At 73.8% G+C, this 26,249-nt stretch carries 24 protein-coding genes; 13 read left to right on the top strand and 11 right to left on the bottom strand.

The features are described 5' to 3' along the window. Positions 1-37: 37 nt before the first annotated feature. Both ABT160_RS27655 and ABT160_RS27650 read right to left on the bottom strand, forming a co-directional pair. The gene (locus tag ABT160_RS27655) at positions 38-1,498 is read right to left on the bottom strand and encodes an amino acid permease (RefSeq protein ID WP_351650537.1); all 1,461 of its coding nucleotides are present in this window, start codon (positions 1,496-1,498) and stop codon (positions 38-40) included. A gap of 284 nt (positions 1,499-1,782) precedes the next feature. Next, on the bottom strand, positions 1,783-2,484 hold the full coding sequence (locus ABT160_RS27650) for a FadR/GntR family transcriptional regulator (RefSeq protein ID WP_351650536.1): 702 nt from the start codon (positions 2,482-2,484) through the stop codon (positions 1,783-1,785). Positions 2,485-2,622: 138 nt separating this feature from the next. Between ABT160_RS27650 and ABT160_RS27645 the strand changes: the two genes are divergently transcribed. After that, complete coding sequence (locus tag ABT160_RS27645) at positions 2,623-3,159, top strand: gluconokinase (protein ID WP_351650535.1); 537 nt, start codon at positions 2,623-2,625, stop codon at positions 3,157-3,159. Between the two features lie 58 nt (positions 3,160-3,217). Beyond that, complete coding sequence (locus tag ABT160_RS27640; protein WP_351650534.1) at positions 3,218-4,615, top strand: GntP family permease; 1,398 nt, start codon at positions 3,218-3,220, stop codon at positions 4,613-4,615. Between the two features lie 5 nt (positions 4,616-4,620). Here ABT160_RS27640 and ABT160_RS27635 read toward each other — a convergent pair whose 3' ends face one another. The 4 genes from ABT160_RS27635 to ABT160_RS27620 all read right to left on the bottom strand — a co-directional run bounded on the left by ABT160_RS27635 (position 4,621) and on the right by ABT160_RS27620 (position 8,779). Then, positions 4,621-5,235 carry a cytochrome b/b6 domain-containing protein gene (locus tag ABT160_RS27635; protein ID WP_351650532.1) on the bottom strand — a complete coding sequence of 205 codons (615 nt, stop codon included), beginning with the start codon at positions 5,233-5,235 and terminating at the stop codon, positions 4,621-4,623. Further along, on the bottom strand, positions 5,177-5,842 hold the full coding sequence (locus tag ABT160_RS27630) for a molybdopterin-dependent oxidoreductase (RefSeq protein ID WP_502984313.1): 666 nt from the start codon (positions 5,840-5,842) through the stop codon (positions 5,177-5,179). The genes ABT160_RS27635 and ABT160_RS27630 overlap by 59 nt, the downstream gene beginning before the upstream one ends. A gap of 246 nt (positions 5,843-6,088) precedes the next feature. Then, entirely contained in the window at positions 6,089-6,973 is an 885-nt protein-coding gene (locus ABT160_RS27625) for a TIGR03619 family F420-dependent LLM class oxidoreductase (RefSeq protein ID WP_351650530.1), read from the bottom strand. 153 nt (positions 6,974-7,126) lie between these two features. Further along, positions 7,127-8,779 carry an FAD-binding dehydrogenase gene (locus ABT160_RS27620; protein ID WP_351650528.1) on the bottom strand — a complete coding sequence of 551 codons (1,653 nt, stop codon included), beginning with the start codon at positions 8,777-8,779 and terminating at the stop codon, positions 7,127-7,129. A gap of 261 nt (positions 8,780-9,040) precedes the next feature. Between ABT160_RS27620 and ABT160_RS27615 the strand changes: the two genes are divergently transcribed. From ABT160_RS27615 to ABT160_RS27590, 6 genes are all read left to right on the top strand, one after another. Beyond that, positions 9,041-9,940 carry a DMT family transporter gene (locus tag ABT160_RS27615; RefSeq protein WP_351650527.1) on the top strand — a complete coding sequence of 300 codons (900 nt, stop codon included), beginning with the start codon at positions 9,041-9,043 and terminating at the stop codon, positions 9,938-9,940. Positions 9,941-9,998: 58 nt separating this feature from the next. Beyond that, complete coding sequence (locus tag ABT160_RS27610) at positions 9,999-10,526, top strand: NUDIX domain-containing protein (RefSeq protein WP_351650526.1); 528 nt, start codon at positions 9,999-10,001, stop codon at positions 10,524-10,526. 74 nt (positions 10,527-10,600) lie between these two features. Next, entirely contained in the window at positions 10,601-11,071 is a 471-nt protein-coding gene (locus tag ABT160_RS27605) for a GNAT family N-acetyltransferase (RefSeq protein ID WP_351650525.1), read from the top strand. 35 nt (positions 11,072-11,106) lie between these two features. Further along, positions 11,107-11,499 carry a YidH family protein gene (locus tag ABT160_RS27600; RefSeq protein ID WP_351650524.1) on the top strand — a complete coding sequence of 131 codons (393 nt, stop codon included), beginning with the start codon at positions 11,107-11,109 and terminating at the stop codon, positions 11,497-11,499. Continuing rightward, complete coding sequence (locus ABT160_RS27595; RefSeq protein ID WP_351650547.1) at positions 11,496-11,813, top strand: DUF202 domain-containing protein; 318 nt, start codon at positions 11,496-11,498, stop codon at positions 11,811-11,813. Before ABT160_RS27600 ends, ABT160_RS27595 begins: the two co-directional genes overlap by 4 nt. A 132-nt stretch (positions 11,814-11,945) precedes the next feature. Next, positions 11,946-12,857 carry an MBL fold metallo-hydrolase gene (locus tag ABT160_RS27590; RefSeq protein WP_351650523.1) on the top strand — a complete coding sequence of 304 codons (912 nt, stop codon included), beginning with the start codon at positions 11,946-11,948 and terminating at the stop codon, positions 12,855-12,857. Between the two features lie 46 nt (positions 12,858-12,903). Here ABT160_RS27590 and ABT160_RS27585 read toward each other — a convergent pair whose 3' ends face one another. After that, complete coding sequence (locus tag ABT160_RS27585) at positions 12,904-14,214, bottom strand: enolase C-terminal domain-like protein (protein ID WP_351650522.1); 1,311 nt, start codon at positions 14,212-14,214, stop codon at positions 12,904-12,906. A 162-nt stretch (positions 14,215-14,376) separates the two neighbouring features. Here ABT160_RS27585 and ABT160_RS27580 point away from each other — a divergent pair, with 162 nt between their 5' ends. The 3 genes from ABT160_RS27580 to ABT160_RS27570 all read left to right on the top strand — a co-directional run bounded on the left by ABT160_RS27580 (position 14,377) and on the right by ABT160_RS27570 (position 17,257). Next, positions 14,377-15,399 (top strand): phosphotransferase family protein, encoded by a 1,023-nt coding sequence (locus ABT160_RS27580; protein WP_351650521.1) that lies wholly within the window; start codon positions 14,377-14,379, stop codon positions 15,397-15,399. 3 nt (positions 15,400-15,402) lie between these two features. Then, a complete protein-coding gene (locus ABT160_RS27575; protein ID WP_351650520.1) occupies positions 15,403-16,617 on the top strand; it encodes an acyl-CoA dehydrogenase family protein in 1,215 nt (404 codons plus the stop codon). Between the two features lie 265 nt (positions 16,618-16,882). Continuing rightward, the gene (locus ABT160_RS27570) at positions 16,883-17,257 is read left to right on the top strand and encodes a peptidase inhibitor family I36 protein (RefSeq protein ID WP_351650519.1); all 375 of its coding nucleotides are present in this window, start codon (positions 16,883-16,885) and stop codon (positions 17,255-17,257) included. A gap of 27 nt (positions 17,258-17,284) precedes the next feature. Here ABT160_RS27570 and ABT160_RS27565 read toward each other — a convergent pair whose 3' ends face one another. Genes ABT160_RS27565 through ABT160_RS27555 form a run of 3 tightly spaced genes read right to left on the bottom strand, consistent with a single transcriptional unit; the run spans position 17,285 to position 20,333 of the window. After that, complete coding sequence (locus ABT160_RS27565) at positions 17,285-17,881, bottom strand: TetR/AcrR family transcriptional regulator (protein WP_351650518.1); 597 nt, start codon at positions 17,879-17,881, stop codon at positions 17,285-17,287. Positions 17,882-17,913: 32 nt separating this feature from the next. Then, positions 17,914-19,572: a class I adenylate-forming enzyme family protein gene (locus tag ABT160_RS27560; protein ID WP_351650517.1), complete on the bottom strand. Its 1,659-nt coding sequence runs from the start codon at positions 19,570-19,572 to the stop codon at positions 17,914-17,916. Next, positions 19,569-20,333: an SDR family oxidoreductase gene (locus ABT160_RS27555; RefSeq protein WP_351650516.1), complete on the bottom strand. Its 765-nt coding sequence runs from the start codon at positions 20,331-20,333 to the stop codon at positions 19,569-19,571. The genes ABT160_RS27560 and ABT160_RS27555 overlap by 4 nt, the downstream gene beginning before the upstream one ends. 196 nt (positions 20,334-20,529) lie before the next feature. Here ABT160_RS27555 and ABT160_RS27550 point away from each other — a divergent pair, with 196 nt between their 5' ends. Together ABT160_RS27550 and ABT160_RS27545 are read left to right on the top strand one after the other, a co-directional pair. Continuing rightward, on the top strand, positions 20,530-21,783 hold the full coding sequence (locus ABT160_RS27550; RefSeq protein WP_351650515.1) for an exo-beta-N-acetylmuramidase NamZ family protein: 1,254 nt from the start codon (positions 20,530-20,532) through the stop codon (positions 21,781-21,783). A gap of 130 nt (positions 21,784-21,913) precedes the next feature. Next, complete coding sequence (locus tag ABT160_RS27545; RefSeq protein WP_351650514.1) at positions 21,914-23,230, top strand: alpha/beta hydrolase family protein; 1,317 nt, start codon at positions 21,914-21,916, stop codon at positions 23,228-23,230. Positions 23,231-23,305: 75 nt separating this feature from the next. On the opposite strand, the gene ABT160_RS27540 is transcribed toward ABT160_RS27545, so the two are convergent. Further along, entirely contained in the window at positions 23,306-26,161 is a 2,856-nt protein-coding gene (locus ABT160_RS27540; RefSeq protein WP_351650513.1) for a penicillin acylase family protein, read from the bottom strand. Between the last annotated feature and the right edge of the window lie 88 nt (positions 26,162-26,249).

The following is a 26,249-nucleotide window of genomic DNA, read 5'->3' as shown; positions in this document are numbered from 1 at the left end:
GCGGGGCCCTCCGTCCTCGTACGCACGTGTCCGTACGTCACTCCTGGCCGGCGGCCCGGGCGGTGGCGCGGACGCGGCGGCGGACCAGGAACCAGCCGCCGACCAGGGCGGCCGCGATCAGCGGCAGACAGGCGACGGTGGTGCGGCCGATGCCGCCGTCCAGCCACATCAGGACCACGACGGTGGCCAGGAAGCAGAGGGTGACGATCTGCGTGTAGGGGGCCCAGGGCAGGTGGTAGCCGGGGCGCTCGACCTCGCCCCGGCGGGCGCTGCGCCAGAACAGCAGCGAGACGATCATGATCATCGCCCAGGTGCCGAGGATGCCGACGGAGGCGAAGTTGATGACCAGCTCGAAGGCGTCCTTCGGCATCAGGTAGTTGAGGCCGACGCCCAGGATGCCGAACGCGGCGGTGAAGAGCACGCCGCCGTAGGGCACGCCGCCCTTGTTCATCACGCCGGTGAACTTCGGCGCGGAGCCGGACATCGACATGGAGCGCAGGATGCGGCCGGTGGAGTACAGGCCGGAGTTGAGCGAGGACAGCGCGGCGGTGAGGACCACCAGGTTCATGATGCCCGCGGCGCCGGGGATGCCGAGCTTGTCGAAGACGGTCACGAACGGCGACTGGCCGGCCGAGTACGAGGTGTACGGCAGGATCAGCGCGAGCAGCACGACCGAGCCGACGTAGAAGACGCCGACGCGCCACATGATGGAGTTGATCGCGCGGGGCAGCACCTTGTGCGGGTTCTCGGTCTCGCCCGCGGCGACGCCGCACAGCTCCACGGAGGCGTACGCGAAGACGACGCCCTGGACGAGCAGCAGCATCGGCATCACGCCGCTGGGGAAGACGCCGCCGTGCTCGCTGATGTTGGCCAGGCCCGGGGTGGTGCCGCCGACCTCGTGCTGGGTGACGATCAGGTAGATGCCGACGAGCATGAAGGCGACCAGGGCCGCGACCTTGACCAGGGAGAACCAGAACTCCATCTCGCCGAAGTACTTCACGGAGATGAGGTTGGCGGTCAGCACGACGGCGAGGGCGACGAGCGCGAGGACCCACTGCGGGACGTCGGTGAACATCGACCAGAAGTGGGCGTAGGTCGCGGCGGCGGTGATGTCGGCGACCGTGGTGGTCGACCAGTTGAGGAAGTAGAGCCAGCCCGCGGTGTAGGCGCCCTTCTCCCCCATGAACTCGCGCGCGTACGAGACGAAGGCGCCGGAGGACGGCCGGTACAGGACCAGCTCGCCCAGCGCGCGCACCACGAAGAAGGCGAAGACGCCGCAGACGGCGTACGCGATGAAGAGCGAGGGCCCCGCGTCGTGCAGCCGGCCGCCGGCGCCCAGGAACAGGCCGGTGCCTATCGCGCCACCGATGGCGATCATGTTGATGTGGCGGGACTTGAGGTCCTTGCGGTACCCGGCGTCGCCGGCGTCCACGTGGGGGGTGCCCTTCGCCGGTGCCCCGGCGAGCTGATCGGCCGCAGTCATCGTGCGGTCACTCATGGAGTTGTTCGCCTTCGTGAGGGGGTGTTGGTGCGGCACCGGCGGGTAGCCGGTGGAGGAGTCGGTGGGGGCCGACGGGACATCGTCCCGGCTCGACAGGACTTTTGTCCGTGGCCAATGTCACGTACGGCTACGTTTGATCCATCTCTGAGCCTTTTCTGAGCTTCCGTTGGTTTTGCGGGTGTTCATTCGTCCGCTTTCGGGCGCCTTCGCCCAGCGCGAACCGCCCGGTCGACGGTGAAACCGTGAGGAGGGTTACGGCACTCGGGCCGCGGCCCCGGCGACTACGGCGCCAGGACGTCCAGTTCGCGCAGCGCGCCCGTGGCGATCTCGCGGGTGAGCCGCTCGGCCTCCGCGGCGTCCCGCTCGCGCACCGCCTCCGCGACCCGCACGTGCAGCGTCACGGCGGCCGGGTCCGGGTCCTCGAACATCACCTGGTGGTGGGTCCGTCCGGCCAGCACCTCCGCGACCACGTCACCGAGGCGCGCGAACATCTCGTTGCCCGAGGCGTTCAGGACCACGCGGTGGAAGGCCACGTCGTGCACCAGGTACGCCTCCAGCTGGCGGCCCCGCGAGGTGGCCACCATGCCCAGCGCGTGCTCGGTCAGCTGACGGCACTGCTCCGGAGTGGCGTGGACGGCGGCCAGGCCGGCCGCGACCGGTTCGACGGCCGAGCGCAGCACGGTCAGCGACCGCAGCTGCCGGGGGCGGTCGGCGCCCGCCAGGCGCCAGCGGATGACCTGGGGGTCGTAGACGTTCCACTGCTCCGCGGGCCGTACGGTGACGCCGACCCTCCGTCTGGACTCGACCAGGTGCATCGACTCCAGGACGCGCACCACCTCGCGCACCACCGTGCGCGACACCTCGAAGCGCCGCACCAGCTCGTCGCTGCGCAGCACGCTCCCCGGCGGGTACTCGCCCGCGGTGATCGCCAGGCCCAGGGAATCCAGCACACGCGTGTGGAGTCCCGTGGCCCGTGTCGTCATGGGCTCAGCGTATGCGGCCGGACGCCGACCGCAAAAACGTATGACTTTTAGATCACAGGGGCTTGAATACGTCGTACTCAATGGGTTTCAGTGTGCCGACGGAATCGATGTCGACGAGGACAGCGAGGCAACACACCCATGAGCAGCACCCCCCAGGTCGTCGTCGTGATGGGCGTAGCGGGGACCGGGAAGACCACCATCGGGCCGCTGGTCGCGGACCGGCTCGGCGTGCCGTACGCCGAGGGCGACGACTTCCACCCGCCGGCCAACATCGCCAAGATGTCGGCGGGCGTCCCCCTGGACGACGCCGACCGGGCCCCCTGGCTCGACGCGATCGGCCGCTGGGCGCACACCCGCGCCGGACTCGGCGGCGTGGTCAGCAGCTCCGCCCTCAAGCGCGCCTACCGCGACCGGCTGCGGGCCGCCGCCCCCGGCGCCGTGTTCCTGCACCTGACCGGGGACCGGGCGCTGATCGAGGAGCGCCTCGGCGCGCGCACCGGCCACTTCATGCCCGCTGCGCTGCTCGACTCCCAGTACGCCGCGCTCCAGCCGCTGGCCCACGACGAGGCCGGGGTCGACGTCGACGTGTCCGGCACGCCCGAGGAGATCGCCGACCGGGCCGCCGCCGCGCTGCGCGCGCTCGCCGCGGACGGGACGCGTCCCGCCGCCGGCTGACCCCGCGCCCCCACCCCCGCACCACCGGCACCGCACCCCCACCGACCGAGGAATCACCGTGACCCGTCTCAGCGTCGAGACCCTTGCGGCGGACGCCACCGCTCCCATCACCTCCGCGGGCAACGCCCAGCTGGGCATCGCCGTGCTCGCCGGCATCGCCGTCATCGTCCTGCTCATCACCCGCTTCAAGCTGCACGCCTTCCTGGCGCTGACCATCGGCTCGCTGGCGCTCGGCGCCTTCGCCGGGGCACCGCTCGGCGCGACCGTGGACTCCTTCACCGGAGGGCTCGGCAAGACCGTGGCCAGCGTCGGCGTGCTGATCGCGCTGGGCGCGATACTCGGGCGGCTGCTCGCCGACTCCGGCGGGGCGGACCAGATCGTCGACACGATCCTGGCCCGGGCGGGCGGCCGGGCCATGCCGTGGGCGATGGTGCTGATCGCCTCGGTGATCGGCCTGCCGCTCTTCTTCGAGGTCGGCATCGTGCTGCTGATCCCGGTGGTGCTGCTGGTCGCCAAGCGCGGCAACTACTCGCTGATGCGGATCGGCATCCCCGCCCTGGCCGGGCTCTCCGTGATGCACGGGCTGATCCCGCCGCACCCCGGGCCGCTGGTCGCCATCGACGCGCTCGGCGCGAACCTCGGGGTGACGCTGGCGCTCGGCGTGCTGGTGGCGGTCCCGACGGTCGTGATCGCCGGTCCGCTGTTCGCCCGCTACGCGGCCCGCTGGGTGGACATCCCGGCGCCCGAGAAGATGATCCCGGCGCGGCCCTCCGAGGACGTGGAGCGGCGCCCCGGCTTCGGGGCCACCGTGGCGACCGTGCTGCTGCCCGTGGTGCTGATGCTCGCCAAGGCGCTGGTCGACATCGTGGTCGACGACCCGGACAACGGGGTGCAGAAGGTCACCGACGTGGTCGGCTCGCCGCTGATCGCGCTGCTCGCGGCCGTGCTGGTGGGCCTGTTCACACTGGGGCGCGCGGCCGGGTTCGGCAAGGACCGGCTCGCCTCCACCGTGGAGAAGTCGCTCGCCCCGATCGCGGGCGTACTGATGATCGTGGGCGCGGGCGGCGGCTTCAAGCAGACCCTGATCGACGTGGGCGTCGGCCAGATGATCCTGGACCTCTCGCGGGACTGGTCGGTCCCGGCGCTGCTGCTCGCCTGGCTGATCGCGGTGGCGATCCGGCTGGCGACCGGCTCCGCGACCGTCGCCACCATCTCGGCGGCCGGTCTGGTCGCCCCGCTGGCCGAGGGCATGTCGACCGGCCAGACGGCGCTGCTCGTGCTGGCGGTCGGCGCGGGCTCGCTCTTCCTCAGCCACGTCAACGACGCCGGGTTCTGGCTGGTGAAGGAGTACTTCGGGATGGACGTCGGGCAGACCCTGAAGACCTGGTCGCTGATGGAGACGATCATCTCGGTGGTCGGGATCGGGTTCGTGCTGCTGCTGTCGCTGGTGGTGTAGCGGGCCTACTGGTTCCGCCGCTCCTCCTCGTCCAGCCAGCGCGGGTGCTCCCGCTCGGCCCAGTGGCGCTCGACGTGTCCGGTCCGCATGCCCCTGCGTGCGCCCGGGTTGTTGAGCGCCTTTCCGATGTGGCCCGCCAGGACGATCCCGATGGCGAGTGCCAGCCAGTCGTGGACGAAGGTGGCGCTGGTACGCCACATCAGCCCGGCCAGGTCCGTGAACCACATCAGCAGACCCGTGCCCAGCATCACCACGACCGCGCCCGCGATCCACGCCGCGTACAGCTTCTGGCCGCGGTGGAACTTGGCGGAGCCCAGGCGGTTCAGCCGCCGCAGGTCGGCCCGGAAGTCCCGGGAGAGCAGGGCGACGAGGACCGGTACGGGCAGCAGCAGGCCGGCCCACTGGTGGACGGTCACCACCAGGTAGCGGCGGCCGACGAGTTCGGCGAGCTGGGGCACGTACAGGCAGGCGGCCGTCGCCACGCAGACCAGCATCAGCAGGGCCGTGGTGCGGTGCGCCCAGCGCTGGACCGGGCCGAACCTCCTGACCAGCGGCCCGTGTTCAGGCCGTGGGGACGTCGGCGCGGCCGTTGGACCGGCCGACCCAGGCGTCGACGTCATAGCCCCTCTCCTCCCAGTAGCCGGGCCGCACGTCGCGGGTGACCGTGATGCCGGACAACCACTTGGCGGACTTGTAGAAGTACATCGGCGCCACGTACAGCCGCACCGGGCCGCCGTGCGCGTGGGTGACCGGCGCGTCCTTCATCTTCAGGGCGACCAGCACGTCGGGGCGGCGGGCCTGCTCCAGGGTGAGGCTCTCCGAGTAGGTGCCGTCGAAGCAGCTGAAGCGGACCGCGCCGGCTTCCGGGCGCACCCCTGCGGCGTCCAGGAGCCGGGCGAGCGTGACGCCCTCGAAGGCGGTGTCCGGCACCCGCCACCCGGTGACGCACTGCACGTCGCGCACCAGCCGGGTCTGGGGCAGCGCCATCAGGTCCCGCAGGGTGTACGTCGCCGGGCGCGTGACCAGGCCGTCCACCCGCAGCCGGTAGTCGGCGGCGCCCTGGTGCGGCACGGAGGAGGCCACCGAGTAGTAGCGGAAGCCCCCGCCGTTGGGCAGCAGCCCGGTCAGCCCGGTCGGGTCCTTGTCCGCGGCGGAGGCCAGGAACGACTCCAGGCCGCGCTGGAGGTAGGGCCCGGCCGCGACGCCCGCCGCGCCCAGGCCCAGCATCGACAGGAAGACGCGGCGGCCGATCGGGCTGCCGTCGGGATGCTCGGTGCTCACGCTCCGATTCGAGCACCGCGCGGCGCCGAAGGCCAGGGCGGCGGGCGGTCCGTCAGACTTCCGTCACATCCGGGGTCGCCCGCGGGACCCGGTCACTCGCGGGACCCGGTCACTCGCGGGCCCCGGTCACTCGCGGGCCCCGGGACCCGGGCACCCACCGGCGTTCGCGAGCCCGGGCCGCCCGGACCACGGCTACTTGTTGCGTACGAGATCGAGTACGCGGGCGCCCAGTTCCAGCGTCTCCCCCGTCTCGCGCACGCTCTGCTGGAGGTCCACGAAGCAGCCCTGCGCGCCCGTCTCCCGCACGCCCCGCAGGACGGTGGCGATCTCCTCGGCCGTGTCGCCCGGCGACGCGTTGTACCGGATCAGGCGCCGCAGCGAGCCCGGGTCGCGGCCCGCCTCCTCGGCGGCGCGCCGGGCCGTGTCCCACAGGGGCGTGAGCGCCTCGGGCGGCAGCACCACGCCGACCCAGCCGGCGGCGCGGCGGCCCACCCGGCGCATCGCGGCGGCGCTGAACCCGCCCAGGTAGACCGGGGGGCCGTCCTGCTGGACGGGGCGCAGCCCGAAGTGGGCGCGCGGGATGGTCCAGTGCGGGCCCCGGTGCCCGAACTCCTCCTGGGTCCAGACGCCCCGCAGGACGTCCAGGGTCTCGTCGAGGCGGGCGCCGCGCTCCTCGAAGGGCACGTTGACGGCGCTGTACTCGTCGCGCATCCAGCCGATGCCGAGGCCCACGTCGAGCCGTCCGCCGCTGACCAGGTCGAGCGAGGTGAGGCTGCGGGCGAGCAGCAGCGGCGGGTACCAGGGGGCGTTGAGGGTGCTCATGCCGAGCCGGGGGCGGCGGGTGACGGCGGCCGCGGCGGTGAGCGCGGTCAGCGGGTCGAGGGCGGCCTTGAACTCCTCCGGGTAGGGGTTCTCCTCGGTGTACCCGGGATAGATGTCGCTGGGCGCGACGGGGGCCAGGGAGCGGTCCCCGACCCAGAAGGAGTCGAACCCGGCCTCTTCGGCGCCGCGCGCGAACTCCGTGAGGGAGGCGGCGGCATGGGCTCCGAACTGGGGCAGTGAGATACCGATGTCCATACCGCCATCCTGCGCGCGGCGGCGCGGATGTGCGGCGCGACGGAGGCGGTGACACGCGTCACATGCCGCCCCCGTCGCACAACTGGCCCGATTTCACGGGTCGGTGACGCAACCTCACATCGCCGTACGGCGGGCCCGGTTGGCCGCCGCGCCTCAGACCGCCCTGGCCGCCGCCCGGCCCGCCGCGCGGCCCGAGAAGACGCAGCCGCCCAGGAAGGTGCCTTCGAGCGAGCGGTAGCCGTGCACGCCTCCGCCGCCGAACCCGGCCGCCTCGCCCGCCGCGTAGAGCCCGGGCAGCGGCTGCCCCTCGGCGGTCAGCACCCGCGAGGACAGGTCCGTCTGGAGCCCGCCCAGCGACTTGCGGGTGAGGATGTTCAGCCGTACGGCGATCAGCGGTCCGGCCTCGGGGTCGAGGATGCGGTGCGGCGGCGCCGTGCGGATCAGCCGGTCGCCGAGGTACTTGCGGGCCCCATGGATCGCCATCACCTGGAGGTCCTTGGTGAACGGGTTGGCCACCTCGCGGTCGCGCGCGGTGATCTCGCGGCGCAGCTCGGCCTCGTCGATCAGCGGCTCCTTGGTGAGCGCGTTCATGCCGCGCACCAGGGCGGGCAGGTCCTTCTCCACCACGAAGTCCGCGCCGTGCTCCATGAACGCGCGCACCGGCCCGGGGACGTCCATCCGCGCCCGCTCGAACACCCCGCGCACCGACTTGCCCGTCAGGTCGGGGTTCTGCTCGGAGCCGGACAGGCCGAACTCCTTGCCGATGATCTTCTGGTCGAGCACGAACCAGGTGTGGTCGTGCCCGGACCTCATGATGTGCTCCAGGGTCCCCAGGGTGTCGAAGCCGGGGAAGAGCGGCACCGGGAGGCGCCGGCCGCGCGCGTCCAGCCAGAGCGAGGACGGTCCCGGCAGGATGCGGATGCCGTGGCGGGCCCAGATCGGGTTCCAGTTCTCGATGCCCTCGGTGTAGTGCCACATCCGGTCCTTGTTGATGTGGTGCGCCCCGGCCGCCTCGGCGATGCCGAGCATCAGGCCGTCCACGTGGGCGGGCACGCCGGAGAGCATCTTCTCGGGCGGGGTGCCCAGCCGCTCCGGCCACTGGGCGCGGACCAGGTCGTGGTTGCCGCCGATGCCCCCGGTGGTCACGATGACCGCCTGGGCCCGGTACTCGAAGGCGCCGGTGACCTCGCGGCTGCTGGCCTGCCCGCGCTCGACCGAGGACGGTTCGAGTACCTCGCCGCTGACCGTGTCCAGGGCGCCCGCCGTACGGGCCAGGCCGGTCACCCGGTGGCGGAAGCGCAGCTGGACCAGGCCGCGCGCCACGCCCTCGCGGACCTTGCGCGCGAAGGGGGCGACGAGGCCGGGGCCGGTGCCCCAGGTGATGTGGAAGCGGGGCACGGAGTTGCCGTGGCCGCGCGCGTCGTAGCCGCCGCGCTCGGCCCAGCCGACGACCGGGAAGAAGCGCACCCCGCGCGCGTGCAGCCAGGCGCGCTTCTCCCCGGACGCGAAGTCCACGTACGCCTCGGCCCACTTGCGCGGCCAGTGGTCCTCCTCGCGGTCGAACCCGGCCGTGCCGAACCAGTCCTGGAGGGCCAGGGCGCGGCTGTCGCGGATGCGCATGCGGCGCTGCTCGGGCGAGTCGACGAGGAACAGGCCGCCGAAGGACCAGTGGGCCTGGCCGCCCAGGGACTGCTCGGGCTCTTGGTCGAGGAGGATCACCGTGCGCCCGGCGTCGACGAGCTCGGCGGTGGCGACGAGGCCCGCGAGGCCCGCCCCGATCACGATGACATCAGCGTCGTACTCCATGGGTCCCGTCCTTGGGTTCGGAATGCGTCGGAGGGCACCCGGGGGTGCCGGAGGGAGCGAGGGGAGCGGAGGGTCTCGGAGGAGGCCGGTCGGGGTGGGTGGTGGTCGGGCGGAGAGTGGTCCGATCTTCCGTACGCGGCGGTAACACGTCAACCGTCACGGCGACACGTCACGCGTGGGCGCGAGAAGGGGAGGTACCCGGCACGGAAGCAGTATCGTCGGGCAAGTCCCCCTGCCCTGGCCGGACTTGAGGTGTACACCGTGCCCCTTTCCGTCGTCCTCCTCGCCGTGGGCGCCGCCTGCTGCCTCGGCTTCGGCTTCGTCCTCCAGCAGGACGCGGCCCGGACCGCCCCGCTCGGCGACTACCTGTCGCTGCGGCTGCTGCGCGACCTCGCCCGGGTCCCCCGCTGGCGGGCCGGCATCGTCTCGATGGTCTGCGGCATGGTGCTCGGCGCACTGGCGCTGGCCCGCGGGCAGGTGTCCCTGGTGGAGCCGCTGCTCGCCACGAACCTGCTGTTCGCGATGGCCCTCTCGCGCCGCCTCACCGGGCAGCGCCTGGGCCGCCGGGGCTGGGCCGGGCTGTGGCTGCTCGCGGGCGGTGTGACGGCGTTCATCGTGGCCGGGCAGCCGCGCGGCGGCGGGCAGCTCGCCGGGCCGCTGCGGCACTGGCTGCTGCTGGGCACGGTGCTGGGGGCGGCCGCGCTGCTCGTCGTGGTCGCCAAGCGGTCCCGGCTGAGCACCGGGCCCGCGCTGCTCGCACTGGCGGCCGGGCTGCTGTACGGCGTCCAGGACGCGCTGACCCGGGTTAGCGGGCAGCGCTTCTCGGCGGGCGGCTGGTCGGCGCTGCTGACCGGCTGGCAGCCGTACGCGGTGGTGGCCCTCGGCGTGGTGGGCCTGGTGCTCGTGCAGAGCGCGTTCGAGACGGCGCCGCTGCGGATGTCGCTGCCCGCCCTCACCGCCGCCCAGCCGCTGGCCGGGATCGCCTGCGGGGTGGGCTTCCTCGGCGACCGGCTGCGCGCCGACACCGGGGCGCTGGCCTGGGAGGCGGCCGGGCTCGCGGCGGTGGTGGCGGGGATCGCCCTGCTGGGCCGGCACCCGGCGATGCCCACGGGGCCGGCGGCGCGGGTGCGGCGGGAGCCGGTGGTGCCCTCGGGCCGGTAGGGACGGTGGGACGCGGGGGCGGGTGGGGTGGCCGTCCGGGGCCTGGTTTCATGGGGGCATGAGTGCCGCTGACGAGATCCTGGACGTCGTCGACGCCGACGACCGCGTGGTCGGACAGCTCCCGCGCGGCGAGGTGTACGCGCGCGGCCTGCTCCACCGCTGCGTCTTCGTGCTCGCCCGCAACCCGGACGGCGCGCTCTTCGTGCACCGCCGCACCGCCACCAAGCTGGTCTTCCCCTCGCTGTACGACATGTTCGTCGGCGGGGTCGTCGGCGCCGGCGAGGGCTACGACGACGCGGCGCTGCGCGAGGCGTGCGAGGAGCTGGGCGTCGCCTCGCTGCCGCGCCCCACACCGCTGTTCAGGTTCCTGTACGCCTCCGCCGACGGCGCCCAGCAGTGGTGGTCCGCGGTGTACGAGGTGCGGGTGGACGCCGAGGTGGACCCGCAGGCGGAGGAGGTCGCCTGGCACGCCTTCCTGCCGGAGGAGGAGGTGCGGGCCCTGCTGGACACCTGGGAGTGGGTGCCGGACGGCAGGGCGGCGTACGAGGAGCTGCTGCGGCACCGGGAGCGCCCGGACCGGCCCTGACGTACCGCTCGATGTGCCGATCGCCGGAAAAACCCAGGTGAGGGGCGCGGCCACCGGACCGTAGGATCCGCCGCATGAGTTCCCCGCGCCTTGAACCCGTCACCCCCGACAACGTGCTCGACGCCTGCGGGCTGTCGGTCGCGCCGCACCAGCGGACCTTCGTCGCCCCGGTCGCCCAGTCGCTCGCGGAGGCGTACGTCCAGCCCGACAACGCCTGGCCGCGCCTGGTCTACGACGGCGACCGCCTGGTGGGCTTCCTGATGGCCTTCTTCGACGTCGACTTCAAGCTGCGCGGCGAGGGCGACGTGCGCGACGGCCTGTGGCGGCTGAACATCGCCGAGGGCGAGCAGGGCAAGGGCTACGGCCGATTCGCCGTCCAGGCCGTCTGCGACGAGCTGCGGCGGCGCGGGAAGACCCGGGTGACCGTCACGTACCACCCGGCCGAGAACGGCGGTCCCGAGAACTTCTACCGGGGCCTGGGCTTCCGGCCCACCGGCGAGCCCGCGGGCGAGCACGAGCACGTGGCCGAGCTGGACCTCGTCTGAGGCGGACGCCGCAGGCGGCGGGTAGGGTGCGCCGCGTGAGCGAGTTCGTACGGAGCCTTCGGCTGTGGATGGCGCCCCGGCGCGTCCAGGAGGAGGGCGACACCCCCGACTACCGCTTCTCGCTCGCCAACGAGCGGACCTTCCTGGCGTGGGTCCGCACCGCGCTGGCCCTGATCGGGGGCGGTTTCGCGGTCGACCAGTTCCTCCCCGACCTGCGCTGGGGCGTCCGGGTCGGCATGGCCCTGGCGCTGCTCGGCGCGGGGGCGCTCTGCGCGCTGCGGGCGGTGAACCACTGGGTGCGCTGCGAGCGGGCCATGCGGCGCGGCGAGGACCTGCCGGTGTCGCGCTTCCCCGCGCTCCTCGGCCTCGCGGTCGCGGTGGTCGCCGTGGCGATGGTGGTGGTCGTGGTCGCCGGCTGGGCGGGCTGACCGTGCCGGGGCCGGCGCGCGACCCGGGGCTCCAGCCGGAGCGGACCCGGCTCGCCTGGCGGCGCACCACCCTGGCGTGCACGGTGGCCGCCGTGCTGGCCGGACGGCTGGCCCTGCACGACGGGCCGAGCCCCCTCGGGCTGCTCGGCACGGCGCTGGGCGCGCTGGCGTGGCTGGGGTTCCTGGCGGTCGCGCACCGCCGCATCCGGCTCCTGGACTCGCCGCGCCCTCCCGCGCTGACGCGACGGGCCGCGCTGGTGGCGGCGGGGTGCACGGTGGCGCTGGCGGCGTTCGGGGTGGCGGTCCTGTTCTGATGGGCGCCGCCTTCTGACGGGCGCCGCGGGGCCGCACGCGTGAACGCCCCTCCCCCACCCCGCACTCGGGGTCCCGCGGCGCGAATGGCAGTCTCGGGGGCGCCGGTTCACATCGACCCCAGGGGGAAAACGGTGCCCGCAGAGGACCCGTACACCGTCCGACTCGCGCCCGACGTGCACGCGTACATACAGCCCGACGGCGGCTGGTGCCTGAACAACGCCGGGTGGATCAGCGACGGCGGCGCCACGCTGCTCGTCGACACGACGGCCACCGAGCGGCGCGCCCACGCCCTGCGCGAGGCGCTGCTCGCCACCGGGGCCGCGCCGCCGCGCACGGTCGTGAACACCCACCACCACGGCGACCACACCTACGGCAACGGCGTGTTCACCCCCGAGGCGGTCGTGGTCGGCCACGACGCGTGCCGGACGGAGGTGCTGAACGCCGGGCACCAGCTGCACCTGGTGTGGCCGCGGAACGACTTCGGCGCCATCGAGATCACCCCGCCCACGCTCACCTACCCGGACCGCCTCACGCTGCACGTGGGCGGCACCGAGGTGCGGCTGGTCCACCCGGGGGTCGCGCACACGGTGGGCGACACGGTGGTGCACCTGCCGGAGCGGGGCGTGGTGTTCACCGGCGACCTGGTCTTCCAGGGCGGTACGCCGTTCGTGCCGATGGGCTCGCTGGCCGGGTCGCTGCGGGCGCTCGACCTGCTGCGGGCGCTGGACGCGGAGACGGTGGTGCCGGGGCACGGGCCGATCACCGACCCGTCCGCGTACGACGCCACCGAGCGGTACCTGCGGTACGTCGCCGAGGTCGCCGCCGACGGCCGGGCCCGGGGCCTGAGCCCGCTGGAGACGGCGCGCGGGGCGGACCTGGGCGAGTTCGCGGGACTGCGGGAGAGCGAGCGCCTGGTGGCCAACCTGCACCGCGCGTACGCGGAGCTGGAGGGGCTGCCCGAGGGGTCGCCGCTGGACCTGGTGGCGGTGTTCGGCGACATGGCGGCGATGAACGGCGGGGTGCCGGTGGCCTGTCACGCGTGAGGTGTCGTACGTGACGCGTCACGCGTGACGTGTCACGGCGCACGCCTCACCAGCGCGGCACCCGGGGCGTCACCCACCCCGGGTCCGCCGCGCGCATCGCCGCCGCGTCGTCCCGGTCGCGCATGCCGCCGTCGTCGTCGAGCCACCTGCGGTGCAGCGCGGCCAGGGCGGCGCGGTCGAGTTCGACGCCCAGGCCGGGCGCGTCGGACACCGCGAGCCTGCCGTCGCGGAAGACGTGGCGGCGGGTGATGACGTCCTCGGCCTGCCAGGGGTAGTGGCTGTCGCAGGCGTGGCGCAGGTCGGGGACGGTGGCCGCCACGTGGGTCATCGCGGCCAGGCTGATGCCCAGGTGGGTGTTGGAGTGCATGGACAGGCCCACCCCGAACGTCCGGCAGAGCGCAGCCAGTTCGCGGGTGCGGTGCAACCCGCCCCAGTAGTGGTGGTCGCTGAGCACGATCCGCACCGCACCGCGCGCGAAGGCCTCGGGCACCTCCGCGAGCGTGGTCACGCACATGTTGGTCGCCAGCGGCACGTCGGTGCGGGCGGCGACCTCGGCCATCCGCCCGGTGCCGCTCGCCGGGTCCTCCAGGTACTCCAGGACGCCCTTGAGCTGGTCGGCGACGTACAGGGACGTCTCCACGGACCAGGCCCCGTTGGGGTCGAGCCGCAGCGGCATGCCGGGGAAGGCGGCGGCCAGGGCGCGGATCGCCGCGATCTCCTCGTCCGGCGGGAAGACACCGCCCTTGAGCTTGAACGAGGAGAAGCCGTGGAGCCGGTGGAAGCGGCGGGCCTGGGCGACGACGCCCGCCGGGTCCAGGGCCGCGCCCCAGTCGTCGCGCTCGGCGGGGACGCCCTCGGGGTGCCCGGCCCAGCGGTAGAAGAGGTAGGCGCTGTACTCGACGCTGTCGCGGACCTTGCCGCCGAGCAGCGCGTGCACGGGCAGGCCGAGGGCCTTGCCGAGGGCGTCCAGGCAGGCGACCTCGAAGCCGGAGACGACGGAGAGCCGCAGCTTGTCGGCCGTACGGACACCGCGCAGGCCGGCCGCCTCCACCGCCGTGTCGTCCGCTGCGCCCGTACCGCCTCCGTCGGCCGCGCGCACCCGGTCGGCCAGGGCGAAGAGGCCGTTCAGGTCCGTGACCGCCCGGCCGGGCAGGGCGTCGGCGAGCGGACGGGCGAGCGCCAGGTAGGCACTGTCCCCGTACGTCTCCCCGACGCCGGTGACGCCACCCCGGGTGACGACCTCCACGATGAGCCGCGGGGTGTACGGCTGGTGGACGCCCTGGGTGTTGAGCAGCGGCGGGTCGGAGATGAGGATCGGGGTGAGCCGGACTTCGTCGATCAGCAGCGCGCTATCCATACGTGAACCCTATTCACGAGTGTGATCCAGCACCAGGGGTCCGCGCAGGTCGGCGACGAGCCGGGAGCCCTCGCACTGGACGACATACCGACTGGTCGGTCATCATGAACGCCGTCCACGTGAACGGCGCGTGGCCGACCGCCCCCCACGGAGGTGCCCCGCATGAGCTCAGCCCCGCCCCCCGGTCTCGACCCCGCCGCGCTGCGGGTCCACCTCGACCGCGAGCGGCCGGGGCTCGTCCGCGGGCCGCTCACCGCCCGGCTCATCGAGGGCGGCCGGTCCAACCTGACGTACGCGGTGACCGACGGCACCACCCGCTGGGTGGTCCGCAGGCCGCCGCTGGGGCACGTCCTCGCCACCGCGCACGACATGAAGCGCGAGCACCGGGTGATCAGCGCGCTGCGCGACACCGCCGTGCCGGTGCCCGGCACGGTGCTGCTGTGCGAGGACGAGTCGGTGCTCGGAGCGCCCTTCTACGTCATGGACTTCGTCGAGGGCGTCCCGTACCGCACCGCCGAGGAACTCGCCCCGCTGGGCGAGGGGCGCACCCGCGCCGCGGTCCTGAACCTGGTGGACACCCTGGTCGACCTGCACGCCGTGGAGCCGGAGTCGGTGGGCCTGGGCGACTTCGGGCGGCCCGAGGGGTTCCTCGACCGCCAGCTGCGCCGCTGGGGCAAGCAGCTGGACGCCTCGCGGGGCCGCGAGCTGGCCGGCGTCGACGAGCTGCACGCGGCCCTGGGGCGCGCCCTGCCGTCCTCCCCGGCGCCGACCGTGGTGCACGGCGACTACCGCCTCGACAACGTGCTGCTCGGGCCGGACGAGCGGGTGCGCGCCGTCCTGGACTGGGAGATGTCCACGCTCGGCGACCCGCTGACCGACCTCGGCCTGCTGGTGATGTACAGCGCGCGCCTGGAGCTGCCGCACTCGCCGATCAGCACCACGGCCGCCGCGGCGGGCCACCCCTCCCCCGCCGAACTGGTCCAGCGCTACGCGGAGCGCTCGGGCCGTGACGTGTCGGGCGTCGGCTGGTACACGGCGTTCGCCTGGTTCAAGCTCGCCGTGATCCTGGAGGGCATCCACTACCGCTACACCCTCGGCCAGACCGTCGGTGCCGGCTTCGACCGCATCGGCGAGCTGGTCCCCGTCTTCATCGAGCACGGCCTCACCACCCTGCAGGAAGGCTGACCCATGGACTTCGGATTCGACGCCCGCACCGAGGAGCTGCGCGGCGCCCTGCTCGCCTTCATGGACGAGCACGTGCACCCCGCGGAGGCGGTCGCGCACGAGCAGCGCGAGAAGCTCGCCTCGCCGTGGGAGGTCCCGCCGGTGGTGGAGGAGCTGAAGGCGGAGGCGCGGCGCCGGGGGCTGTGGAACCTGTTCCTGCCGGACGAGGAGCACGGCGCGGGGCTGACGAACCTCCAGTACGCGCCGCTGGCCGAGATCACCGGCCGCTCGCCCCAGCTGGCGCCGACCGCGCTGAACTGCGCGGCGCCCGACACCGGGAACATGGAGGTGCTGGCCCAGTTCGGCTCGGCCGAGCAGCGGGAGCGGTGGCTGCGGCCGCTGCTCGCGGGCGAGATCCGCTCGGCGTTCGCGATGACCGAGCCGGAGGTGGCGTCCTCGGACGCGACCAACGTGCGCACGCACATCGCGCGCGAGGGCGACGAGTACGTGGTCAACGGGCGCAAGTGGTACATCTCCGGGGCGATGAACCCGGACTGCAAGGTCTTCATCGTGATGGGCAAGACCGACCCGGACGGCGCGGACGTGCGCCGCCAGCAGTCGATGGTGCTGGTGCCCAGGGACACCCCGGGCGTCGAGGTGCGCCGGGCGATGCAGGTGTACGGCTACGAGGACCACTGGCACGGCGGCCACGCCGAGGTGGTGTTCGACGACGCGCGCGTGCCGGTGTCGAACCTGATCGGCGAGGAGGGCGGCGGTTTCGCGATCGCCCAGGCGCGGCTGGGCCCCGGCCGGATCCACCACTGCATGCGGCTGATCGGCATGGCGGAGCGGGCGATCGAGCTGATGTGCCGGCGCGCGGTGTCGCGCACGGCGTTCGGCAAGCCGATCGCGCAGCAGGGCGTGGTCCAGGAGTGGATCGCGGACGCGCGCGTGACGGTGGAGCAGCTGCGGCTGCTGGTGCTGAAGACCGCGTGGCTGATGGACACGGTGGGCAACCGCGGGGCGCACACCGAGATCCAGGCCATCAAGATCGCCACCCCGCGCGCGGTGGTGGACATCCTCGACAAGGCGGTGCAGGTGCACGGCGCGGGCGGGGTGAGCCAGGACTTCCCGCTGGCCGAGCTGTGGGCGGGGGCGCGCACGCTGCGGCTCGCGGACGGCCCGGACGAGGTGCACCAGCGGTCGCTGGCGCGACGGGAGCTGAAGAAGTACCTCTGAGCCCGCGGACGCCGCCCCCGCGCGCGTGGCGGGGGCGACCGCACACAAGGCAATCGATCGGTAAATACCGCTGTTCCGGGGCTTGTTCAAGGTTTCTGACCAGGGCCCGCCACCGGGTTCACGCTTTCCGGTAGGGGCTGTCCGCTCATGGGCGGACAGCCCCTTCCCCGTCGTTACGGTCATGGGTGCAGGGAGCCGACGCGCCTGTCGGCCCGCGTCCGGCCCGGGCTCGCGCCCGGTCCGCTCCAACCGAGGGGGAAACCACATGCGTGTCCGTACGATCGCCACCGCGGCCGTGACCGCCGCCTTCGCCGCCGTGTTCGCCACCGCTCCGACCGCGTCCGCGGAGCCCAGTCCGCCGGGCTGTCCGCGGGGCAACTTCTGCGCCTACTCGGGAGGCGGCCAGTCGGGGGCGCTGCTGCTGAAGACCGCGGGCAACTGGTCGGGCCGGATCGACGAGGTGCGGTCCGTCTTCAACAACGGCGTGCGCTACCCGGGCGCCGACCACGTCCAGGCCAGGTGGCAGTACAACGGCTCCAACTGGGAGCGCTGCGTCCACTACAACCCGGGCCCCGGCGAGTACAAGATCGACTTCGTCGGGGTGACGCTCACGGGCGCCACCTGGCGCGGCGAGTGCTGACCGGCGCCGTGTCCTAGGGGGTCGGCGCTACGGGCGCAGGGCGCGCAGCAGCAGGTCCGCGAGGTGGTCGGCGACCTGCTGCTTGTCCAGCGGCCCGTCGGGGCGGTACCAGGTCGACAGGTGGTGGACCGAGCCGAAGTGGTAGTCCACCACCAGGTCGGCCGGGGTCGCCGGGGAGAACACCCCGGAGCGCTGGCCCTCCTCGACCAGCGCCCGGAAGCGCTCGTGGTAGCGGCGGCGCTCGGCGCGCACCTGCTTGTTCTTCTCCGGACTGAGGTGGTGCATGGACCGGAAGAAGATGGCGGCGTCGTCGAGGTTGTCGATCGTGGTGACCACCACGTCGGCCGCGGCGTCGCGCAGCCGCAGCTCGACGGGCGCGTCGGCGTCCGCGTAGGCGTCGAGGCGTTCCTGCTGGAGGCGCAGCACCCGGGCGTACACCTCCTGGAGCAGGTCCTCCTTGGAGCCGAAGTAGTGGTAGAGCGCGCCCTTGGTGACCCCGGAGGCCTCGACGATCTCCTGGACGGAGGTGCGGTCGTAGCCGCGCTCGGCGAACAGCCGGGTGGCGGCGGCCAGCAGCCTCTGCGGGACGGGCATCTCGTTCCCGTCCGTCGTCCTGCCGGCCATGTGCCGCCGCCTTCCCGTGGTTCGTGCGCGTGCTATCCCCGGGAACGCAGTTCCCGCCTGAGGATCTTCCCACTCGCCGTCTTGGGCAGTTCGGGCAGGATCTCCACCTGACGGGGGTACTTGTAGGCGGCGAGCCGCTCCGCGCAGTACGCGGAGAGCTCCGCGACCTCCGCGGCGGCGTCCGGGCGCAGGCTGACGTACGCCTTGACGGTCTCGCCCCGATAGCCGTCGGGGACGCCCACGACGGCGGCCTCGCGCACCGCGGGGTGGGTGTAGAGCACGTCCTCGACCTCGCGCGGCCAGACCTTGAAGCCGGAGGCGTTGATCATGTCCTTCTTGCGGTCGACGACGTAGAGCCAGCCGTCCGGGTCCATGAAGCCGATGTCGCCGGTGCGCAGCTCGCCGTCGGGGAAGGCCTCGGCGGTGGCCTCGGGCATGTTCCAGTAGCCCGGCACCACCTGGGGGCCGCGCACCGCGATCTCGCCGTGCTCGCCGAAGGGCAGGTCCCGGCCCTTGTCGTCGATGATCCGGACGACCGAGTCCGGCCCGGGCACCCCCACCGACAGCGTCCCCGACACCGGGTCCACGGGGGCCTCCCTGCCGGGCGGCACGGAGGAGCAGGGCGCGCTGCACTCGGTGAGGCCGTAGCCGTTGTGCAGGTAGGGCCCGAAGGCCGCGCGGAACTTCTCGACCAGGGCCGGGGGCACCGGGGCGCCGCCGGAGGAGATGGTGTGGAAGGAGTCGAAGTGCTCCCGGGTGACGGCCGGGTGGGCGGCCAGCGCCATGAAGGCGGTGGAGGGCCCGACGGTGAAGGCGGGGCGGTGCTCCAGGAAGGCGTCCAGGACGACGCCCGCCTCGAAGCGGTAGGCCAGGGCGAGGGTGCCCGCGCTGTTCAGGCAGGCGGCGAGCTGGGCGACCATGCCGGTGATGTGGAAGAGCGGGGCCATCCCGAAGTACACCGCGCCGGGGCCGAGGGCCAGGCCGGTGCGCTGCCGCTCGGCGTTGTACGTGAGGTTGCCGTGCAGGTTCATCGCGCCCTTGGGGCGGCCGCTGGTGCCGGAGGTGTAGCTGATCAGGGCGACGTCCTCGGGGCCCGTCCCGCGGTCGCCGGGCGCCGGGTGCCCGGCCCGGGCCACGGCGGTGAGGTCCTCGGCGTCGGCGGGCACCGGCAGCCGCTCGAAGGAGAGCACCCGGGGGTCGTCGCGGGTCTGGAAGTCCCGCTCGCAGGCGGTCAGCGCGACGCGCACCGGGGAGCCGGCGGCGGTGTCGCGCAGGTAGGCCTCCCAGGCGCGGTCGGAGCAGACCAGCGCGCTCACCTCGGCGTCGGCCAGCACGTGGCCGACCTCGCCCGACTTGTACATGGGGTTGAGCGGGACGACGACCGCGCCCGCCTTCCAGGCGCCGAGCACCGCGAGGACGTAGTGCGGGGAGTTCTGGAGCATGACCGCGACCCGGTCGCCGCGCCCGATCCCGCGGGCCGCGAGGTGGCCGGCCACGGAGTCGGACAGGGCGTCCGTCTCGGCGTAGCTCAGCCGCCCGTCGAAGTAGGCCAGGGCCGGGCGGTCGGGGGCCGCGGCGGCGGACGCCCGGAAGGCGTGCACCAGGGTCGGCGGCGGGTCGACCGGACCCCGCTGGACGTCGTTGAGCTGCGCGAGCCAGGGCTTGGCGGCGTAGATCGAGGGGGTGCTCACCGGCCGTTCTCCTCCCACTTGCGCTGGATGTGGTTCATGTTGCCGAGCCACCGCTCGGGGTCGGCGGCGCGGGCCCGGTAGTACTCGGCGACCTCGGGGTGCGGCAGCACCAGGAAGCGCTCCTCCGCGATCCCGGCGAGCAGCGCGTCGGCGACGTCCTCGGGTTCGATGGCGGTGGGGGCGAGCACGAGGTCGCCGGCGGACCCGGCCGCGGTGAGCATGTCCGTGCGCACGCCCTGCGGGCAGATGGCGTGGACCTTGACCCCGCGGTGGCGGTAGGTCAGCGAGAGCCACTCGGCGAAGGCGTACGCGCCGTGCTTGGTGACGCTGTAGGGCGCGGCGCCGATCATGGTGAGCAGCCCGGCCGCCGAGACGGTGGAGACGAAGCGGCCCTCGCCGCGCTCCAGCCAGCCGGGCAGCAGGGTGCGCACCGCGCGCACGTGGGCCATCACGTTGACGTCCCAGGCGGCGGCCCACACGTCCTCGTCGGCGAAGGCGTCGCCGCCGGAGCCGAGCCCGGCGTTGGCGCAGTAGACGTCGACGGTGCCGCCGAGCGCGTCGCGGGCCTCCTCGACGACGGCCGAGGCGTCCCCCGCCACGGCGGTGCCGCCGATCTCCTCGGCGACGGCCTTGGCCCGCCCCGGGTCGATGTCGTTGACGACGACGCGCGCGCCCTCCGCCGCGAACCTGCGGGCGAGGGCGGCGCCGATGCCTCCGCCCGCCCCCGTGACGACCACCGCCGCGCCTTGCACCGTGCCCATCGGGACCTGCCTCTCCGTCGTGGCTGTCGTCGGCAGACTAACCAGTCGGTATGTGAACGCGGAAGAGCGCGGACGCGGTGTTCCGGGCGGTCTTCCCGGCGGGGCGCCGCGTGTGGTGCGTTCCCCGGCGGGCCCGCGGCCACTAGCGTGCGTGGGCATGTCGGACACCACGGGTGGTCCAGGAGGAGGCGCGCGCATGAGTCTGTCCCGGAGGGGCCTGCTGGCCGCGGGCGGTGCGGTGGGCACGATGGCGGCGACGGGCGGGGCCGCGGCGGCCGCCTCCCCCGGCGGCGGGCGCGGGCGGAGGGTGCGCACCGGCTTCGACGTGCTGGCCGCCTCCGGCTACCGGTCGCTGGCCGGGCAGCGGGTGGGCGTGGTCACCAACCCGACCGGGGTGACCGCGGACCTGCGGCACGTGGTGGACGTGATGCACGGCGACGAACGGGTGGACCTGGTCGCGGTGTTCGGCCCCGAGCACGGCTTCCGCGGCACCGCGCAGGCGGGCGGCTCCGAGGGGCGGTACGACGACCCGGCGACCGGGCTCCCGGTCTACGACACGTACCTCAAGAGCGGGCGGGCGCTGGCGGACGTGTTCACCGCGTCGGGCGTGGACACGGTGGTCTTCGACGTCCAGGACGCGGGCGCGCGCTTCTACACGTACATCTGGACGCTGTACGACTGCATGGCCGCGGCCGTCCTGGCGGGCAAGCGGTTCGTGGTGCTCGACCGGCCGAACCCGGTGACCGGGCGCGCCGCGCTCGGCCCGGTCCTGGACAAGGCGTTCGCGACGTTCGTGGGCCGCGAGCCGATCGCGCAGGCGCACGGGATGACGGTCGCGGAGCTGGCGCGGCTGTTCGACGGGGAGTTCCTGGGCGGCCGGGTGGAGCTGGAGACGGTACGGATGTCCGGGTGGCGCCGGGGCGACTTCTTCGACGCGACCGGGCTGCCCTGGGTGCCCCCCAGCCCCAACATGCCGACCCCGGACACGGCCCTGGTGTACGCGGGGACCTGTCTGTTCGAGGGCACCAACCTCTCCGAGGGGCGCGGCACCACGCGGCCGTTCGAGCTGCTCGGCGCCGAGGGCGTGGACCGCCGGTGGGCCGAGGCGGCCGGCGCCCTGGAGCTGCCCGGGGTGCACTTCCGCGAGGCCTACTTCGCGCCCACGTTCTCCAAGTTCCAGGGGAAGACCGTCGGCGGGGTGCAGCTGCACGTGCACGACCGGGAGGCGTTCGACCCGGTGCGCACCGGCATCGGGCTGCTGGTGACCGCCCGCCGGGTGTGGAGCGGCTTCGCCTGGCGCCCCGACCTGTGGATCGACAAGCTCACCGGCTCGGCCCGGGTGCGCACGATGATCGACGCGGGGGCGGACACGGACGAGGTCGCGGGCGCCTGGGGGGCCGGGCTGGCCGCCTTCCGGACGGTGCGGCGACGCTACCTGCTGCCGTACTGACCCGCTCGTCCCCCGGGCCCGTCACGGGCCCCGTCACGGGTCTGTCCTTCGCCGTCGCGCCGCAGGATCCTGGGTGTGCCGTGCCGTGCGGGTCACGGGCGGCACGGCTCCGGAACGGAGGTCGGGGGACATGAACGACATGAGCGTGGCGCCCTACCGGGAGGTCACCTTCGACAAGGACGGGGACGTCGACGCCGCCGAGCGCGACGGGCTGGCGCGCCTGGACGTCACGGACCTGGTGATGTTCGCGCACGGCTGGAACAGCTCGCGGACCGTGGCGACCCGTCTGTACTCGCGCTTCTTCGAGCCGTTCCCCGCCCTGGTGGGCGGGGCGCCGGGGGTGCGGATGGGGTACGCGGGGATCGTCTGGCCGTCCATGATGTTCACCGACGAGCCGATCCCGGACTTCGGCTCGGTCCTCCCCGCCGACGGCCGTACCGGCCCGGCCCTGGACGCGGAGACGCGCCGGGCCCTGGACGAGGCGTTCCCCGGACAGCGGGAGCGGCTCGACCGGCTGGCCGGGCTGCTCGAACTCCAGCCGGACTCGCGGCCCGCGTTCGACGAGTTCGCGGCCTCGGTGCGCGAGCTGGTCGGGGTGGCGGCGGACAGCCCGCCGGACGGGCGGACCGCCGACCTGGTGGACGGCGAACCGGCCCGGGCGCACCCGGCGTTCCTGTACGACGACGCCGTGCGGGTGTGCGAGCGGTTCACGCTCGCGCTGGCCGAGGCGGGCCTGGACGGGCCCGGGCAGGAGCCGGGCGAGGGGTTCGGGATCAGCCTGAAGAAGCTGTGGAACGGCGCCAAGGAGCTGCTGCGCCAGGCGACGTACTACGAGATGAAGCGCCGGGCGGGGACGGTCGGGCAGCGCGGGCTGGGCCCGCTGATCGGCACCCTGGCCCGGTCCCGTCCGGACACCCGGATCCATCTGGTCGGGCACAGCCAGGGCGCCCGCCTGGTCGCCTTCGCGCTGCCGGGGCTGCCCGCGGGCGTGCGCAACCTCAAGTCGGTGACGCTCCTCCAGGGCGCCTTCTCGCACTACGCGTTCGCCCCCTCGCTGCCGCACGCGGCGCGCACCTCGGGGGCGCTGCGGGACCTGCAGAAGCGGGTGGACGGCCCGGTGGTGGCCTGCTACTCGCGGTTCGACAGCGCGCTGGGCGTGATCTACCCGCTGGCCTCCGCGCTGGCGGACGACTCCACCGGGCTCGCGGCCGAACTCGAACGGCGCTGGGGGGCGGTGGGCCACGACGGCGTCCAGGCCTGCGCCGGCACCGCCCAGCTCACCCTGGAGCGGGCGCTGCGCGAGGGGCTGCCCGCGTCAGGGTGCGTGAACGTGGACGCGCAGGCCGTGGTGCGCGACGGCGGCCCGCCGTCCGGCGCGCACAGCGACATCTGCCACCCGGAGCTGGCGCGGGTGGTGGTCGCGGCGGGACGCATCGGCGCGCGCTGACCCCGCCGCCCCCGGACAGCGGGCGGGCCCGCCCCGGAGCGATTCCGGCGCGGGCCCGCACGGTCTGCGTACCGCCTACGGCCGGTGCGCCGGGAACTCGACGACCTGCTGGTAGGTCGGCCGGTTCTGCCAGTTGACCGCCTGCTGGGTGATGCCGCCGAGCGCGCGGTGCTGGATCGAGCCCGAGCACCACTGGTCGCCGGCCGCGCAGCTGCCGTCGGCCGGGTAGACCTCGGCCGCGGGCTCGGCGACGGCCGTCTTCAGCGCGGCCAGGAGCGCGTCGCGGCAGGCGGACAGGTCGCCGCCGCCGCAGTACGCCTTGGCCAGCGGGCCCTGGACCGGGCGCCCGAGCACCTGGCGCAGGTCCTTGTCGGCGAAGCCCCACCAGCCGTACTGGAAGGCCGAGCCGCTGTGCCCGCCGGTCGGGCCGTGGCTGGCCGCGGGCGACTCGTCGGTGGGCAGGCTCGCGGTGAGCGCCGCGTAGAGCCCGTCACCGAGGCCGGGCCTGAACTCGGTCTCGACGAGCAGCGGCCACCAGGCGTCCATCACCCGGATCGCGTCGGCGTGGCCGTACGCCTTGGAGCCCGGGGCGGTCTCCTTGCGCTGCGATCCGGCGGCCCGCCAGGCGTCCAGCTGCTGGACGGCGGCGTCCAGTTGCGGGTCGGTGACCGGCCGGGAGCGCAGCACGGCCAGGAGTTCCGGCAGCACCTGTTCGCCGCGCAGGTCGGTGACGGCGGCCTCGGCCATGGCCCGGGTCAGCGAGGAGCGGGTCACTCCCCCGGCCCGGGTCAGCTTCCGCACCCGCTGGTCGAGCAGGTCGGCGCGGTGCACGGAGCCGAAGCCGAAGGCGGCCGTGTTGTAGTCCTTGGCCTGGCGGTTGTTCCAGGACACGTAGTAGTCCTGGCCGCGCGACTGCGGGTGCTGGGCGGGGGGCGTGTACGCGGCGTCGTTGACCGAGGGGTCGAAGTCCCGCCACTCGTAGGCCTGTTCGGCGCGGACCGGGAGGGCCGGGTCGACGCCGTCGGCGCGCTGCGGGTTCATGCCGCTGTTGAAGTAGGCGGCCTCGCGGGAGTCGGCGTAGAACCAGTTGAAGGCGTAGTCGATGTTCGACGCGGCCTGCTGGAAGGTGGCGGCGTCCTTGACCTGGCCGGGGTCGTTCAGGAGCTGGAAGCCGATGATGGAGTCGGCCTCGTGGCGGTAGGTGCTGCGCAGCGTGGTGTACGCGACGGGCTTGCCGCCGATGGTGGCGCGGTGCGTGACCATGCCGTACTTGGTGCGCCACACCTGGAGCCGGTAGGAGCCGGCGGCCGTGGAGTCGGCGACGGTGGGCTTCCAGGCGTTGCGCTTCTCCAGCTTCTCCATCGGGGTGCAGGTGCCCCGGTAGAGGTAGCCGGTGGAGGCGGTGGTGGGCGTCGAGCCGCCGGGCTCGCACAGCTCGACGGCGTACGTGTCGGTGATGTCCTGGGCGGCGGAGGTGGCCGACCAGGCGTAGTCCTGGCCGCGGCCCATCTGCACGTACATGCCGACCCCGGCGAAGGAGACGCCGCGCGCGGAGATGCCCGGGCCCTGGAGCTCCTGGAGCATCAGCAGCTGCGGCGCGAAGTAGCCGGTCTGGGGGCCGAACACGGCGACCGGGTGGCCGCTCGCGGTGTGCGCGCCGGACACCAGCAGGGCGTTGGACATGCCCTTCTTCGGGTCCAGGACGCCCTTGGGCAGCACCCCGTCGTCGTACATGCCCTGCGCGGGCCGGAGCGCCGCCGGGGCCTTCACGGGCGCCTTGGCGCCGGTGAGCGCGGAGCCGGTGCGGTCGAAGACCAGGGGCTCGGCGGTGACGGAGCCCGGGTCGGGCAGGGCGGTGCCGCGCGGGTTCGCGGGCTTGGCTGCGTACGGGAAGGAGGTGCCGTCGTGGACGGTGAGGACGGCCTCCGGGTCGTTGCGCTGGCGGAAGGACTCCCACACGGCGGTGCCCTCGGCCACGCCGTACTTCTGCTGGGCGGCGAGCAGCGACAGCGCGGCCTGCACCTCGCCGCCGCCCCCGCCGCCGAACTGGCCGCCGACGACGGACGCGATGGAGATCAGGTCGGTGAGCTTGAACGGCTGGATCTCGCCGGCGTTGGTGATCGCGTCGACCTTGCCGGTGAGCACGTACTCGCCGGGGAAGTACCGCCCGTCCTTGGACTTCTGGCGGTAGGCGTTGATGCCGTCGACGTACGCCTGGGCGTCGGCCATGGCCTGTTCGCCGCGGGCGCCCTCGCGGGTCCTGATGTACGTGACCTGTGCCTCGTAGTCGGCCTCGGTGTACGGCGCCTGCGGCCAGAACTGCTGCTCCAGGCCCTGGTTGGCGAGCGCGCCGCCCGCGAAGCCGGTCAGTTCGCCGCGGCCGATGTGGCGGAACAGGTCCATCATCCACAGCCGGTCCTGGGCGGCGGCGAACCCGGCGCCGAACTCGGTGCCGTAGCGGGTGGTGCCCGCGACGTGCGGCACGCCGGTCTTCTTGTCGCGGGTGATCGTGACGTCGTCGCGCGGCCGGGTGACCGACTCGACCTGGTCGGCGGGCACCCCGAAGGACGCGTCGTTGAAGAAGTCGGTGAGCTTGGCGTCGGTGAGGCCGCCGTAGCCGCCGGGCAGGGAGTCGTAGCGGCCGAGCTGGTCGGCGGCGTGGGCGGGGCGGGTGCCCAGGACGCGGTGGGCGAGGATCTCGGCGAGGGTGGCGTTGCCGTTCTCGCCGGGCGGCAGGATGTCGGCGCAGCTCCTGCCGCACAGATCGGCGGGCGGGTCGGCGGCGGCGGCCTGGTGGGCGGGGGCGAGCAGTCCGGCCCCCAGGGCGAGCGCGGCGGCGACCGCGAGCCGGGCGGCGGCGACCGGGCGCCCGCGGGCGGGTCGCGGGCGGGTCGGGCGGGGACTGGCGGGTCTTCCGGTGCGTGGGCGCATGGGGGCTCCTGGACGTCCTCGATGGGGCCGGTGCGGTCCTGGGAGGGGCCGGTGCGCGGGAGGTTACTGACGGTAGGACCCGTCGGTA

It is taken from the genome of Streptomyces sp. NPDC001941, from assembly GCF_040296945.1.
Classification (GTDB): Bacteria; Actinomycetota; Actinomycetes; order Streptomycetales; family Streptomycetaceae; genus Streptomyces.
This window is presented reverse-complemented; position numbering and strand designations above follow the sequence as displayed.